The sequence below is a fragment of the Dyadobacter luticola genome (assembly GCF_005860805.1).
Lineage (GTDB): Bacteria > Bacteroidota > Bacteroidia > Cytophagales > Spirosomataceae > Dyadobacter > Dyadobacter luticola.
Genome location: NZ_VCEJ01000002.1, coordinates 229,556 through 244,656, shown reverse-complemented (window position 1 = coordinate 244,656; position 15,101 = coordinate 229,556). Strand labels below are relative to the sequence as shown.

Below are 15,101 nucleotides of genomic sequence, written 5' to 3'. Positions count from 1 at the left end.
CTTACCTGAAATTTCTTCCGGATGGAAAAATTTCGGTCTGCACCTCTCTCTTGCGCTGCCCTCCTCTGGCAACAGCCTGGGAGGCATATTCGTCTTTTTCATCTGCCCGTGCAAGGGTCCGCATGTCGGGATCTTCCTCCTCGGTAGCGGTCAGTTTGCGCAGTAAAACAGACATATCAAAACATTTCCGGACGATCACGTGCGTCACATCACCTTCCCGCTGCAACTTCCCTTCTACCATTAACAGCCTGGAATACAGTATTTCTTTTCGGTATTGCGCAAATATTTTTTTAAAAACCACCAGGTTGGCGCATCCGGTTTCATCTTCAATGGTGATAAAACATATACCGCCCGCAGTACCCGGACGCTGCCGCACCAACACCAGCCCGGCCACTTTTACGGGCATCATATTGCCGATTTGGTCCAGGTATTTCGCCGAGTACACATTCGCAGCAGTGAGTTTTTCCCTGACAAAACTGACGGGATGCGCCTTCAAAGACAGTGATGTGGAAGCATAATCCTGCACCACATGCTCGGAGGCGGTCATCAGCGGCAGCTGCACCACCGGCTCACTGGCACTCTGGGAAGGATGCCCTTCGAACAAACCCATCGGCCTGTCGCTCAATGCAGATACCTCCCACAAAGCTTGCCGCCGGTCCATTCCAATCGACCTGAACGCATCGGCATCCGCCAGTTTTTCTAATGCAGAAAGCGAAATACCCAGATCTAGCAGCGTGTGAATGTTGGTATAATGTTTCTTCCGGCCCGCCACCAACAGTTGCATTTCATCTTCCCGCAAGCCTTTCACCTGCCTGAAACCCAGCCGTATCGGGCAGTAATCCTTATCACTTTCCTTCTCCCTGATCTTTATATTATTTTCTTCAAGCAGGTTATCCCAGGTAGAATAGTTGATATCTATCGGTAGCACCTCCACGCCGTGATTTCGGGCATCTATAATGATTTGCGCGGGATGATAAAAACCCATTGGCATACTGTTCAGCAATGCTGTGGCAAAAACATCGGGATAGATACATTTGAGATAGCAGGATACATACACAAGCAGGGCAAAACTGGCGGCGTGACTTTCGGGGAAGCCATAGCTCCCGAAACCTTCGAGCTGCTTGAAAATGCGCTGCGCAAATTCCTCTGTGTAACCGTTCGCAGTCATGCCCGAGGTCAGTTTTTTCTGAAATCGCTCCACCATACCTTTCACTTTAAATGTGGCCATACTCCGGCGCAGCTCATCCGCTTCGGTGGGAGTAAAACCCGCAGCCACGATGGCAATTTTCATGGCCTGCTCCTGAAATAGCGGCACGCCCAATGTTCTACCAAGGATTTCTTCTAGGGCCGGCGAAGGATAATTGATTTCCTCTTCCCCATTTCTACGGCGTAGATAGGGATGCACCATATCCCCCTGAATCGGCCCCGGGCGCACAATGGCCACTTCTATAACCAGATCATAAAACACCCTTGGCTTCAATCTGGGCAACATCGACTGCTGCGCCCGGCTTTCAATCTGGAAGACACCAATGGTATCCGCTTCGCAGATCATATCATACACATCTGTCCTGTCCTGCGGAATATTGGCAAGGGTGTAATCTTTATTGTAATGTTTTTTTGCCAGATCAAATGCCTTCCGGATACAAGTGAGCATTCCCAGGGCGAGCACATCGATTTTTAAAAATCCTAATGTGTCGATATCATCTTTGTTCCACTCAATGTTGGTACGGTCCTCCATGCGGGCATTCAGTATCGGGCACAGGTCCGAAAGTTTTCCTTGCGTGATCACAAAACCGCCGGTATGCTGCCCTAATTGTCGAGGGAAACCTACGTACTGACCTGTCAGATCGAGGATTTTAATCAAATGCGGATCATTGGGATTAAAACCCTGCTCTGCGATTCGCTTACCCTCAAACCACTCATCAGTAAACTCCCAGATTGAATTGGCTAGCCTGTTTATCGCATCGAGCGACATGCCCATTACTTTCGCCACGTCCCGGATCGCGCCACGCTGGTGTACCTGGGTAACGGTTGCAACTATACCTGCCCGGTCGCGGCCATATTTTTGATAAATATATTGAATAACCTCCTCCCTGCGCTCATGCTCAAAATCGACATCAATGTCCGGCGGCTCATTTCGGGCGGAAGAAATAAAACGCTCGAAGAGCAGGTCAATTTGCGTAGGATCAACTGAGGTAATGCCCAGGCAATAACATATCGTGGAATTAGCGGCGGACCCTCTGCCCTGACAAAGAATTTTTTGCTTTCTGGCAAAGCGGACAATATCATAAACAGTAAGAAAATACGGCGCATAATTCATTTTCCGCACAAATTTGAGCTCATACTCAATCGCATTGATGACTTTTTGCGGGATACATTCACCAAACATTTCCCAGGCGCCTTTCCAGGCCAGCATGCGCAATTCCTGAAAAGGCGTACGTCCTTCGGTGGTAATTTCCTTTGGATAAATGTATTTCAATTCATTCAACGAAAACTGGCAGGCATCTGCAATTTCCTTGGTCCTGTGCACTGCATCGGGATAATGCCGGAAAAGCCTGAGCATTTCCTCATTCTTTTTCAAATATCTTTCCCCATTCTGATGCAGCCGGAAACCTGCATTATAAATGGTGCATTTTTCACGGATACAGGTCAAAACATCCTGCAACTCCCTGCGCTTGGGATGGTGGTAGTACACATCATTGGTAGCCACCATCGGAATGTTGTGCTGTTCCGCCAGCTGCGAAATCCGGTACAACCTTTTGGTATCATCACCCTGGTAAGAATGTGCGGCCGCCATGTAAAGGTCTGCCCCAAATGCCCATTTGTATTCGATTAATGAATTCTTAAAATCTTTGTCAAAATCAAATTGTGTATTCAATGCCGCGGGTGGAATGACGATCAGCTTCATGCCTTTCGCCTGCCGGTACACATCGCTTTTATACAAATCACATTTACCTTTTTCCGTCCTGAGATTCCCCTCCGTCAACAATGCAGAGAGCTGTTTATAAGCCTGTTGCGTAGTTGGATAAGCCAGTAAACTTGGCCCATCGAGCAGATCCAGCCTGCACGCCGGGATAATCTGAATGTCTTTATTTTTCGCTGCCGCATGTGCGCGTACAATGCCTGCCAGCGTATTCCGGTCGGTAACTGCTATTTTTTTATACCCGTACTCCAAAGCCTGCTCCACCAGTTCTTCCGGATGCGAGCCGCCGCGGAGAAAACTGAAATTGGTGGTTACCTGAAGCTCGGTGTATTGCATATTTCTCGCAGGTTAAACAAAAAAACCGTGGATGTACCATCTCGATTGATGCTCATCGTAATGTCCCAGCCTGAAAACCCAATATCTGGCGCCGTTTTCGTCCTCTACATAATAGTAATCCCGGTGAAGCCCGTCTTCCAGCCACCATTCCCGCTCAATCCGCTCCGGCCCGTCGGCTCTTTTAATGTTGTGCTGGTGACCATTGTACCCAAAACTCATAGGAGGATAATCGGGCACCGGCGACATCGCATAAATCGGCTGGGGCTCATTCAGCAGCCGCATCGGCCTGGGCTTGTCGGTCCGCCAGTGTATTTCCGGTTTGTCTCTTACCGATTCAGCCATTTTCACAGATCTCTCCGGCCAATAATGTTCATCGGGCACATAGCGATGTACAATATTAAGCCCTGCCCTACCAGCTAGCCTGTCGAGCAATTCCATTAAGCCGACGTCATCCACATGACCGTCCATATTCCAGAGCGTTTCCTGAAATACGTCCACATCTTCCACCACAGGCGCTTCCAGCATGAAAAGTTCAATACCCAGATCTGGTTCGATCGTAGCAATTTTCAATTCAAAAAGCCTGAATAAATGCTCAATGTGGCAGGAACCTTTGTTGGTAACAATGTCGATCTGCTCTATTTTACCATCCACGCGCAGCCCTTTGAAAACCGCAGTCCGAATACCTTTACTCTCTTTTACTAACCGGCAACAAAGCATTTCAAGCAGTTTCCGCAACGCAATCTGAATGCCCACGGCAGTAACAATCGGCTCCATACACGGCAACCTTTCCTGATAGGGCACCTGCGGTATCACTGGCTGAATGATCTCAATCGCTTTCCCCAAAGCCTGATCAACCCTATCCAAAAGCGATTGTCCAAACCGCCTCCGCAGCACAGAACGCGGCATTTTGATGAAATTCCGGATCTGATACAGGCCCAGCTTGTTCATCCTTTCCACAAACTCCGGTTCCAGCCTGAGTGCGGCAGGTGGGAGTGACAAAAGTGCTTTTTCATGTCTTCCCGGCCCGATCAGGCAAAATTCCCCGCCATAATGTGCCATTGCCCAGGCGGCGCCGATGGTATCCGCAATAGCAGCACGAACCTGATACCCTTTTTTATTGAGCCGGCATACCATGTCTTGCAGGTAGCTGGCCTCTCCTCCCCACAAATAAGCACAGCCGGAAATATCCAGAATAAGCCCATCGCCTGCGATCACAGCCACTACCGGCGTATAACGTATACACCATTCCGCCAGCGATTTCAGCAATGCTGCCCATTTTTCAGGCTGGTCATCCATAACTTCCAAAGTAGGATAAATCGCCCGGGCATCTGCTATCACCATACCCATCCCAACCCCATTGCGTACCGCCTCCGGACTAGCAGCGCTCACAACCATCCGCCCATGGCTGGGAACCGCCAATACAAAGCCTGTATCAGCTAATTCAGGCCGCTCAGCAACCAGGTAATCGGTTGTTAAACGAGGAAACCATAGATGGGCGTAGCGTATGGGCATTTTTAACTTATTCTTACATTAAACAATTCATTTTCAATGTATTAAGTAAATAATGATATTTTAAGTATCTATATTTTGATCACAATAATATCAAAACACTTGTTTAACTGCAAGACTTTTTTGAATTTTGTGACAGATAAAATTTTTTGTTTACACACTTAAAAAGCCACTAAACCTAACAAGTGATTTGCCAATACCATCACTACTACTCAACAACTAAAAAGGAAAACCAACAATGCAGCAACTAATGCTATTTGATGTTCGGGCGCACTTGTTGTTGCCTGAACATTTGATGACCTATGAACCGGGATTTTTCAGTGCAGAGGATAGCGAGCGCTATCTGAAAACATTTTTGAAAACCGTCCCTTTTCAACAAAGCAAGGTAATGATGTACGAGAAAGAAGTGCTGACGCCGAGATTATCGGCCTGGTTTGGCGACCGGCCGATTCGGGATGGTGACCAGCGACCTCCGATTAGGTGGACGCCGGAATTATTGGAAATAAAGGAAAAGGTGGAAGCCAACACCGGAACAACATTCAATGGTGTACTGCTAAATTATTACCGTGATGGCAATGATTCCGTGGCCTGGCATAGTGATAAGGACACCATTCCCGGCCTGAAAACCGAGATTGCTTCCGTCAGTTTCGGGCAGGCGAGAAATTTTGATTTCAGGAACAAGCAAAACCACAAGCAGCAATATTCACTGGAACTGGGCAATGGTTCGCTGCTTTTGATGAAAGGTGACTTGCAGAAGTTTTGGGAGCACCGGATTGCAAAATCGGCCAAACCGATGAAGGCGAGGGTTAATTTAACGTTTCGGAAGATTCCATAAGGCTGTGCACCTGGAAGTGCTGGCAAATATTTTATTCACGACAGGAAAACAATCAAAATATGGGAGTTGGCTTTATATGTTTCAAAACCGCCTTCCGATATTCAGCGACAGTGACGGGAAAAACGCGTCTCCGTTGGTGTCGACCTGCAAACCGGTCAAGGCACCAAGTGACCAGGTTTTGTTGAAGGTATAACGTGCGAAAAGTTGGAAAACGCCTCCGACGGACACAGTTCGTTGGGGATCGAAGTTGCGGTTTATGGTGAGTGGAAGAGGATACCCCGTTGCCAGTGGAAATAAAACTGCCCGCTCGCTGGCGACGGAGGAAGATTGATAACGGACGAGCCCACCTAGTTTAAGACCTACGTCGATGTGCTCAGATTTTGCAAAATGCCAGCCCAATTTCCCCGAAAGCTGCGCCCCGGCTGTGGTGTAACGGTAAGACAAATCCTGCTGTCCGCCATCGTCCGTCGTCACAATCAGCAAATCCTCGCCATCATGGATCGTCATGCCGAGTTCGGACGACCAGGAAAGTTTCGGGCGAAACCTTTTTTCATACTCAACTCCTAAAACCAAACCCCGCATATCCCCGGTGCCAGCTTTGCTTGTTCCAATGTTCACGGCAAGCATTCTGCCGGGTTGGGGCTGCGGACTTTGGGAGAAGGATTTTTGGAATGATAGCATTCCTAAAATTAATAGTAACAATTTATTTCTCATGATCGTAAGGTGAGTTAGCATTTACCGTAATATGAGAATAATTATCTCCGGAAACGAAAGCGTTTAAATAAAGGTCACTGCCTACCTGGAACAATAATTGTAATCTACATTTTCATCATCACTAAAAACCTAATAATGAAAAAGATCAACCACATCGGGCTTGCAATTTTTGCTGTTTTTGGACTTAGCTACTGTTCGAGTTCTGACAAATCAGCCGGAGAACAGGATAGCCTCAGCGCCGACAGTTCCATGGAGGCAACGCAAGAAATGGCCGAGGACAGCGCCAAGGCACAGGGTGACGACCCCAAACTGGTATACGACCTTGTTGAAAGTATGTATGCCGGGATTGCGGTAATGAAACAAGGCGAGGAAAAAGCCACTTCGCCCGCGGTAAAGGCATTGGCTATCAAGCTGGTAAAAGAACACACCAAGCTCACGGACCAATTGAAAGCACTTGCTACGAAAAAAGGCTGGACGCTGCCAGAAGGAGAATCCAAGGACGATAAGGAAAAACGGGAGGACCTTGCCAAAAAATCCGGCAAGGATTATGAAAAAGCGTGGCTGGAGGCATTGGCCGACCGTCATGAAACCAATGCCAAAAAACTTGAAAACGCAAAACCTGAAGATCCGGACCTGAAAATGGCAGGAGAGAAAGGTCTTCCAAAAATAAAAGAACTTTTGGGCAACATCGAAGCGGTTCAGAAAGAGATAAAATAAAGGATGTTAAGTCTTAATGTCGCTAGCTGCGCTACACTGGCATATTCTCATCACTAAGGTGTGACTGTCGATATTATTCCAGTGCAGCCCGCCGAAACTGATTCAGTTCCGTTAAAACAACAAAGCCAGACGATCTTGATTGATGTCTGGCTTTGTTACTTACTAGCAAAAATCTCACTTTTTCATCTTCTCAATGCGCTGAAAGAAAAATAGCAGCTCCTTGAATGATGCGAAAATGTCACCGGCGCGGAGGTTGTGGCCTAGATCCTTCTGGGCCATCATGTAGCCGCTGTAAATGTCCCAAAGGTCATTGATCCAGGTGGAGGCGTGGCTCTGGCTGAGCAGCTCTGCGACTTCCCGGCCATAAGCCAAGAGCTTCTTCGAATCTTCCGATTCGTCGGAATTTAGTTGTGTTTGCATTGTGTTACATTTTTTAGGATAAAAAATTAAACTGGGGCGCCCTGTTTTAGGTGTCCTAGCAGATGTAACACCGCTCGGGGAGCTTTCGCCGACCCCCACCATAACAGGGCATTTCTTGCAAGATTCTTCATATGTTACATTTGATTAGGAGCTCGAAGGTTCAGAAGAAATTTGGAGAAATGCAAATTGCGGGAGGGGGAGATCTGGAGTGTACTTAGATATAAAATAGCTGATTCATGAATTGAAAAATGGCACTATAATTATGCAGTCCAGTCGATTAACCAGTGCGCGATGTCAAACCTGAAATTTTCCGAGCCAATATAAATTTGCTTATTGATTGCTCATTTTTCATCTTGTCACATAATAAAAAAATGAGTTCCTATGATATCTGAGGAAGAAGTAAAAAAAATTCTACCTGCCCTCGAAGCTGATCGAATCGAAAAAACAATATCAAAAACCGATGCAGATAAGTTTGGCGAAGCCATCTGTTCCTTTTGTAATGACATGCCAAACCACAAGCTGCCTGGTTACCTTATCATTGGGGCAAAAGATGACGGCACCCTGAATGGAACGATAGTGGACGAACAACTGATGCAAACACTCCTAAATTACCGAACTGATGGCCGGATTGTCCCTCCACCCGCAATGGTTGTTGCAAAGTTCACATTTGACGAAGGAGATGTAGCGGTAGTAGAAGTACAGCCCTCGCTAGTGCCTCCAACCCGTTACAAAGGAAAAGTCTGCATTCGTGTTGGTCAAAGAAAGGGAGTTGCAAACGAAGCAGAAGAACGCATATTAAGTGAGAAACGCTCGACTTTTGACAGATCATTTGATACCCAACCAGCTTATGGGTCGGATGTAAATGAAGTCAGCTTGGAAATCTTCAAACTAACTTATTTGCCTACCGCAATCGATGCCAAGACATTAGAAGAAAACGGAAGAGAAATTAAAGAGCAGCTGGCTTCATTGAAATTCTTTGATCTGCGAGACAATGTTCCAACATTTGCTGGAATTCTACTGTTCGGAAAAAATCCGAGATATTACCTTAGCGGGGCATATATCCAATATGTTAGATTTGCAGGAGATGATGAAGTAAGTGATTTTGAGTATGAGCATAGATTTGAAGGCGATCTAACAACACAATTAAAGGTCTTGGATGACTTTATTAAATCACAAATCGAAAAAAAAGTACAAAACAAACTTGGAGAACAATATGAATCTGCATATCCAGCTTCTGCTATTCAGGAACTGCTATATAATGCTATCATTCATAGAGACTATCAGTCGAATGCCCCAATCAAATTCTATGAATTTGCAGACCGAATAGAAATAACAAATCCAGGTGGGCTATTTGGCGATGCGAGACCAGAAAATTTCCCAAATACAAATGATTATAGAAATCCTACATTAGCGGAGGCAGCAAAAAACTTGGGTTTTATAAATGCTTTTAATGTTGGCGTAAAAAGAGCGAAAGCATCTCTGAAAAGAAATGGATCTCCGGAGCCGGTCTTCATTCTAAATCAATCGACTAGCTTTGGCGTAATTATCTACAAAAGAAAATCATGAAAACAATAGCCTTTTTCAATAACAAAGGTGGCGTGGGGAAGACAACACTAGTATATCATTTTACTTATATGCTGTCTGAGCTAGGATTTAGATGCCTTGCGGTTGATCTTGATCCACAGACTAATTTAACATCCATGTTCCTTAGTGATGAAAGGTTGCAAGAAATATATGACACAGAGTCATCGAGGCCAACAATTTTAGAAAGTATTAAACCATTGAACAGGGGTATCGGTGATATTACTCCTGCTCACATCGAGCAAATCAAAGGTAATATCGGACTACTTGCCGGTGATTTAGAGTTATCCCTTTTTGAAGATAAATTAAGTAGTGGGTGGGGTCAATGTTTGAATCGGGACGAAGCTGCTTTTCGGGTAGTATCTTCATTCTTTAGAGTGATAAAGGAAGCTAGTGAAAGATGGCAAGCAGACTTTAATATAATCGATATCGGACCTAATTTTGGCGCGATAAATAGGGCTACACTGATTGCGGCAGACTATGTTATTGTGCCGATGGCAGCAGATTTATTTTCTCTCCAAGGCCTTAAAAATCTTGGAAATAGATTAGGAACTTGGCAAGAAGAGTGGAAAGACAGAACGAGCAGGAATCCCGAGCCGTCATTGATATTGCCAAGTGGTTTGATAAGTCCATTAGGTTATGTTGTTATGCAGCACGGCATTAAGGAGAGCAGGCCAGTAAAGTCATATTTAAACTGGGCTAACAGAATTCCTAACGTCTTCAGGGAGTTTGTTTTGAAGAATACAGATGAAACTAATCTTACTGTTAATGATGATGAATATTGCCTGGCTCTTTTAAAACACTATCATAGCTTAATACCCATGGCTATGGAAGCCAGAAAACCTATTTTTCTTTTAAAACCTTCTGATGGGGCTATCGGCGCACATTTGGGGGCTGTAAAAAATAGCTACAACGATTTTTACACTTTTACTCAAAAAATAATAAATAAAATTTCAATTGACTGAGTGGTAGATGGTATGGGATTGGTAAAATTAGAAGTTGAATTGTGTAATGCTACTACCTACGGAAACTAGGGTTTTCGAGCTAAAAAGTAACTTTTTCATCTTGATTTCAAAATTTGGACTTTAAAACAATGCTGCCGGTGGCTGAGTGTGTCGTGTGCTAAACCGAGTCGATCTTCGAGCGGAACTCAACATTCTTTAAGTCTTTCACCACACTCATCATGGGTACACAGCCCCAGAACTCCGCAAATGATATTATAAGACGCTTACTAACTAAATCCCCTTTCTGTGTTTACGGCTAGGCCTGGTGCGATGAAAATATTATTTTCATTATCAAAATCGCACAACATAATCCGTTCAACATGAAGCATTTATTCTTGTTTGGCCGCGCCTTCTGGCTTGTTATCGGCCTGCTTTGCCTGCATTCTTTGACATTCGCGTCGCTCCGGTCGGTTAAGTCGAAAGACGCTGCTGCTTATCCTGCCGACGTAGTCACTTCCTGGACAACTGTTTTACTAAAAATTGCCCGTACCACCCCCGCGCCGCCGCCGGTAACATTGCGCCGCTGCGCTTATACCAGCATTGCATTGTACGAATCGATTGCACCCGGATTCTCAGGGTATCAATCGATCGCACCGCAGTTGAACGGGCTTGGCAAGTTGCCGGCCATCAAAGCAAATGCAGATTATTTCTGGCCTGAAAGTGCGAATGCGGCGCTGGCGGCCATCACCCGCAGCCTGTATCCCATGACTTCGGCCGCGAACAAAGCGTGTATCGACTCTATGGAGGCCGTGACGGTGGATTCATTTAAAAAAGGCAACAAGGAAGAGGAGCTGGCCCGCTCGGGGGAATTTGGAAAAAGCATCGCCGCTGCGATTTTTGAATGGTCCAAAACCGACGGAAGCGAGAGTAAAAAACCTTATCAACTACCCATCGGAAACGGTTTGTGGGTGCCGACGCCACCGGCATTGATGGAGGCGATTTTACCGTTTTGGGGCCAAAACCGACAGATGATCCTGGGGAGCGATAAGAATGCCGATCTTGAAAAACCTATCCCCTATTCCACCGATCCGTCTTCGGCTTATTATGCGCAGGTCAGGGAAGTGTATGACATTGCCGAGCACATTACGCCTGAGCAAAAGGCGATTGCGCTTTTCTGGGCCGACGATCCGGACGGTAAGAGTTTCGGCGGCGCACATTGGTTTTCGATTTTGAATGATATTTTGATCAAACAAAAATCCAATCTCGGTATCGCGGCAGTTGCCAATGCTTATCTGGGCATCAGTTGCTATGAGGCGACGATCAGTATTTTCAAAGGCAAGTATAAATACAACGGGCTGCGACCGGTAACATTCATCCGCTCGGTGATGAAAAAGCCGGAATGGGCCCCGCTGATCGCCACGCCACCCCATCCCGAATATCCGTCGGGCCACGCCCTGGTCTCGGCTTCGGCTGCCCAGACACTCACTTTCCTCTTTGGCGACCATTTCAAATTCACGGACGATTCCTACAACTGGCTCGGCCTCGGCCCGCGTAGCTACACCTCCTTCGAAGAAGCCGCAAAAGAAGCCGGCGACTCACGCGTGTACGGCGGCATCCACTACCGCCCCACCTGCGATGCGGGCCAGCGACAGGGCAAGAAAATCGCGCTGAATATTGACGGAAAGCTGAAATTCAAGCGGGGCCGGAAATAACTTCCACGCCGATTTTATATCTCAATCGTACATGGCCAGGTCCTGGGAATGCAAATAATGTGTAAGCTAAAATCTGTCAAAAGACATTAACTTGACGGGCAGAACAAATCATTGATAAGCCAAATGAGCGAAACCAAATTCAACATTGCAGTATTGATCGACGGCGACAATGCACAGGCGAAGTTCATGAAGGAAATGCTTGAAGAGGTTTCCAAATACGGAAAGGCCACGATCAGAAGGATTTATGGCGACTGGACGAGTTCAAATATGAATAGCTGGAAGGAAACAGTCAACAATTACTCGATCAGCCCGATCCAGAAATTTTCGTACACCACCGGCAAAAACTCAACGGACAGCTCGCTTATTATCGACGCCATGGACATTCTGCACAGCAAAAGCGTGGACGGATTTTGCATCGTTTCCAGCGACAGCGACTATACGGGTCTGGCGAAAAGGATCAGAGAAGAAGGGCTTTTTGTGATGGGTATCGGCAGAAAAACCACACCGATCGCTTTTGTAAATTCCTGCGAGATCTTCACATTCAGCGAGAACCTGATCGCGGAACTGGACGTGGTTATTGAAGAAGCCGAGGCTAAAAAGGTCGATATTGTCCCACAAGGAAAAATTCAGAAGGCAGCTAAAAAGCCGGAGGCAGAGACGCAATTCCCCAAAATAGATATGAACATTATCGACAAAGCCTTTGAGATTTCTACGAATGAAGAAGAGGAAGCATTGATTTCAAAAGTGGGCTCTTCTCTCCGCAAAATCGACCCCAGTTTTGACTCCCGCACCTACGGATTCAAGACTTTGACGCAGCTGTTGAAAAGTCTGTCGAAATATAAGATTGTTAATAATCATATAAATGGGCTGAACCATCCGCTGATTAAGCTGAAATAGTATTTTTCAAAAGGCTCAAATTTACTGATAACTTTATGGGCGTGAGATCAACCCACTCATTTCCATAAAATCCTGCTGCCATTGCTTCACCGTACTACTGACTGGCCCGTTAAATTGCCGGATGCATTTTTCTATTTCATTAATCGCTCCGGTTACCCTGCCGGCTAACTGACTTTGGCCGTAGGCCACAAGAATGGTCAGACAATAGTGATCCTTTGGACAAGTGGGGTCTGAGGCTAGCTCCATCAAGATCGGCACATATCGATAGTCGTACAATATCAGGTCTTCATCTTGCTCCGTGAATAGCACATCTTCATCATAAGCCCAGAGACGGACTTCTTCAACATTCGGATTGACATTGTTTAAGCATTTATACATAGCGTGTTATTGTGTTTCGGTTTCACTATTCTATTGGCTCAGAATTTTTCTAATTTTTCCCTTTTTGTCTATCAGAACGTGCTTTTTGTCTTTTGTCCATGCCTCAGCATACTTTTGCTCAAAATACAATACTCCTGCAAATTGCGGTGGGATCACTTCTACTCCTGTTTTGTCAATAAATCCCCACAAACCCCCTTCCCAGGTTGGGTGTTCCGGATCTCGGTATTCCGCGTGTCCGCCAACATTAAAAGCTGCCAGGCCATTTACAAAAAAAGAAACACACTCGAAACGTGCGGGAATAATCTTCTGCCCTTTGTTATTTGCAAAACCAATCAGGCCATGCTCTTCAAATCTAAAAAGGCCTTCCCTCAATTCATCCGGACCATTATCATAAATATAGGGGCTCAAAAGAACGCTATCTTTTCTATTAATAGCAATCCATTTGAACTTGTAAGTCACTAAAGCGATGTGATACATTTTAGCTGTTCCAACAATTTCATATTTCGGTTTGATGATCACTTTGCCCTTTCTGGATTTAAAGCCATAGAGCTCTTCCCCGGAGGTTTTGTCGGAAAACGGCAAAAGATAATCACTACTACTTTGTGCATAGCCGGTAAAGTGAATCAGGACTAACAGCACAATCAGAAAAATTTTCAGCATAATCGATAACTTAGGTGAGAACAACGCATAAGTAAGCTTTGAATATATGAAACTTTCTTATACTTCCTGAGCCGCGTGCGGAAAGCCTGGACGGGCGCCAGGTTAATAGAATATCAAGCGTGTCTGGCACAACCATGTCATACGGCAAGATAAATTTTATTGCGCAAAACATCTTTTAGTGAAAAATGTAAGTTTCCACCTCTTCCTGCGACTAATATTGAAAACATTTCAAAGTCGATGGAAAAACAGTTTGTGGCAGTTCTGAATCAAAATAGGGCCGCACTTTTTAAGATCTGTAAAATATACTGCGCCGACCCGGAAGACCGGCGCGACCTTTTTCAGGAGATCGTGATCCAGCTCTGGCAGGCATTCCCGACATTCCGCGGAGAGTCGGGCGCGAGCACCTGGGTGTACCGGATCGGGATGAATACCGCCATTTCCAATTTCAGAAAAACCACAAACCGGCGCTCAACTTCCCCGTTTTCCAGCTTTGACATGGAAATCCCCGAGTTGCAGGACACGGCTGAAAACCCCATCGATACCGGGCCGCTTTATCAAGCTATCGATCAGCTCAATGTGATTGAAAAGGCCCTAGTGCTTCTGTATCTGGAAGACAAAAGTTACGATGAAATGTCCGCGATACTGGGGATCAGCAAATCGAATGTGGGTGTAAAACTGAACCGTGTAAAAACGAAGCTTGAAAAATTAATCAAAACGCAAACACTTTAAAATCAATATTATGAACCTGGAAGAATGGAAAGAAAACTGGAAAACTGTGGACCAAAAACTGGCTGCTTCGAATGTATTGAGCGAGCAGCTGGTGCTGACGATGATCAAAAATCAATCGCAAAGCACGATCTCAAAATCGCAGGAAAAAATGAGGGCCCTCATGCTCTATTTCCTCCTGTTAATGTGTGTTTTTATAGCGATCCTGGCCGGCAATCCTTTTGATTTTACGCATTGGTACCAATATGCGCCCTGCGTGATTTACGCCCTGGTGATCGCCGCCGGGTTAAAAATTATGTTCACGGATCACAGTACCATCGCGAAAGTGACAATTTCAAAATCGAATCTGCGCGAGAGCCTGGTGGCAGTCATTTTCGTGCTGGAAAAATGCCGCGCGGCGATGGACCGGGTTTGGCAATTCAGTATGGGGGCTGGTCTTTTGATCTGCATTTCCTTAATCAGCCGCAATTTTGAAAAGTATGGAATTGAAAAATCATTATTGCTGACAGGCGCGAACATTGCGGTGGTTGGCGTGCTGTATCTTCTTGCGAAACAATATTTCAAAAAATTTCCGGACAAGAATGTGCAGGAGCTTAGGACGCAGCTGCATGAATTGGCGGAGATGCAAAACGATTCGTTCGGGCAGCGGTAGAGATTTGCATACGAAAAAATCCAAACCCTCGGGCAAGAATGTATAGAAAAGGTTACATCTTTACTTTAAATACTTCTTTCTCACTACTTAACATTCT

Annotated in this window: 14 protein-coding genes; 8 read left to right on the top strand and 6 right to left on the bottom strand. The window is 45.7% G+C overall.

Annotation, left to right across the window (positions count from 1 at the left end; genetic code table 11):
• Position 1: 1 nt before the first annotated feature.
• Together FEN17_RS00955 and FEN17_RS00950 are read right to left on the bottom strand one after the other, a co-directional pair.
• Positions 2-3,259 (bottom strand): error-prone DNA polymerase, encoded by a 3,258-nt coding sequence (locus tag FEN17_RS00955; RefSeq protein WP_138363449.1) that lies wholly within the window; start codon positions 3,257-3,259, stop codon positions 2-4.
• A gap of 12 nt (positions 3,260-3,271) precedes the next feature.
• On the bottom strand, positions 3,272-4,771 hold the full coding sequence (locus FEN17_RS00950) for a Y-family DNA polymerase (protein ID WP_138363448.1): 1,500 nt from the start codon (positions 4,769-4,771) through the stop codon (positions 3,272-3,274).
• A 235-nt stretch (positions 4,772-5,006) separates the two neighbouring features.
• On the opposite strand from FEN17_RS00950, the gene FEN17_RS00945 reads away from it, so the two are divergent.
• On the top strand, positions 5,007-5,603 hold the full coding sequence (locus FEN17_RS00945; protein ID WP_138363447.1) for an alpha-ketoglutarate-dependent dioxygenase AlkB family protein: 597 nt from the start codon (positions 5,007-5,009) through the stop codon (positions 5,601-5,603).
• 81 nt (positions 5,604-5,684) lie between these two features.
• Here the strand turns inward: FEN17_RS00945 and FEN17_RS00940 are convergent, their stop codons facing one another.
• The gene (locus FEN17_RS00940) at positions 5,685-6,317 is read right to left on the bottom strand and encodes a hypothetical protein (protein WP_205748082.1); all 633 of its coding nucleotides are present in this window, start codon (positions 6,315-6,317) and stop codon (positions 5,685-5,687) included.
• 135 nt (positions 6,318-6,452) lie between these two features.
• Here FEN17_RS00940 and FEN17_RS00935 point away from each other — a divergent pair, with 135 nt between their 5' ends.
• Complete coding sequence (locus FEN17_RS00935) at positions 6,453-7,034, top strand: DUF4142 domain-containing protein (protein WP_138363445.1); 582 nt, start codon at positions 6,453-6,455, stop codon at positions 7,032-7,034.
• A 174-nt stretch (positions 7,035-7,208) separates the two neighbouring features.
• Here FEN17_RS00935 and FEN17_RS00930 read toward each other — a convergent pair whose 3' ends face one another.
• Complete coding sequence (locus FEN17_RS00930) at positions 7,209-7,454, bottom strand: hypothetical protein (RefSeq protein WP_138363444.1); 246 nt, start codon at positions 7,452-7,454, stop codon at positions 7,209-7,211.
• A gap of 381 nt (positions 7,455-7,835) precedes the next feature.
• On the opposite strand from FEN17_RS00930, the gene FEN17_RS00925 reads away from it, so the two are divergent.
• From FEN17_RS00925 to FEN17_RS00910, 4 genes are all read left to right on the top strand, one after another.
• Positions 7,836-9,020, top strand: a complete 1,185-nt coding sequence (locus FEN17_RS00925; protein WP_138363443.1) for an ATP-binding protein — start codon at positions 7,836-7,838, stop codon at positions 9,018-9,020.
• Positions 9,017-10,000, top strand: coding sequence for a ParA family protein (locus FEN17_RS00920; protein ID WP_138363442.1), 984 nt, complete (start codon positions 9,017-9,019; stop codon positions 9,998-10,000). Before FEN17_RS00925 ends, FEN17_RS00920 begins: the two co-directional genes overlap by 4 nt.
• A 359-nt stretch (positions 10,001-10,359) precedes the next feature.
• The gene (locus FEN17_RS00915) at positions 10,360-11,691 is read left to right on the top strand and encodes a vanadium-dependent haloperoxidase (protein ID WP_138363441.1); all 1,332 of its coding nucleotides are present in this window, start codon (positions 10,360-10,362) and stop codon (positions 11,689-11,691) included.
• A gap of 123 nt (positions 11,692-11,814) precedes the next feature.
• Positions 11,815-12,588: an NYN domain-containing protein gene (locus FEN17_RS00910; protein WP_138363440.1), complete on the top strand. Its 774-nt coding sequence runs from the start codon at positions 11,815-11,817 to the stop codon at positions 12,586-12,588.
• A gap of 33 nt (positions 12,589-12,621) precedes the next feature.
• On the opposite strand, the gene FEN17_RS00905 is transcribed toward FEN17_RS00910, so the two are convergent.
• Positions 12,622-12,966 (bottom strand): hypothetical protein, encoded by a 345-nt coding sequence (locus FEN17_RS00905; protein WP_138363439.1) that lies wholly within the window; start codon positions 12,964-12,966, stop codon positions 12,622-12,624.
• A 30-nt stretch (positions 12,967-12,996) separates the two neighbouring features.
• Positions 12,997-13,626, bottom strand: coding sequence for a WG repeat-containing protein (locus tag FEN17_RS00900; RefSeq protein ID WP_138363438.1), 630 nt, complete (start codon positions 13,624-13,626; stop codon positions 12,997-12,999).
• A gap of 237 nt (positions 13,627-13,863) precedes the next feature.
• Between FEN17_RS00900 and FEN17_RS00895 the strand changes: the two genes are divergently transcribed.
• Complete coding sequence (locus FEN17_RS00895; RefSeq protein ID WP_205748081.1) at positions 13,864-14,355, top strand: RNA polymerase sigma factor; 492 nt, start codon at positions 13,864-13,866, stop codon at positions 14,353-14,355.
• 10 nt (positions 14,356-14,365) lie between these two features.
• Positions 14,366-15,004 (top strand): hypothetical protein, encoded by a 639-nt coding sequence (locus FEN17_RS00890; RefSeq protein WP_138363437.1) that lies wholly within the window; start codon positions 14,366-14,368, stop codon positions 15,002-15,004.
• Positions 15,005-15,101: the final 97 nt, after the last annotated feature.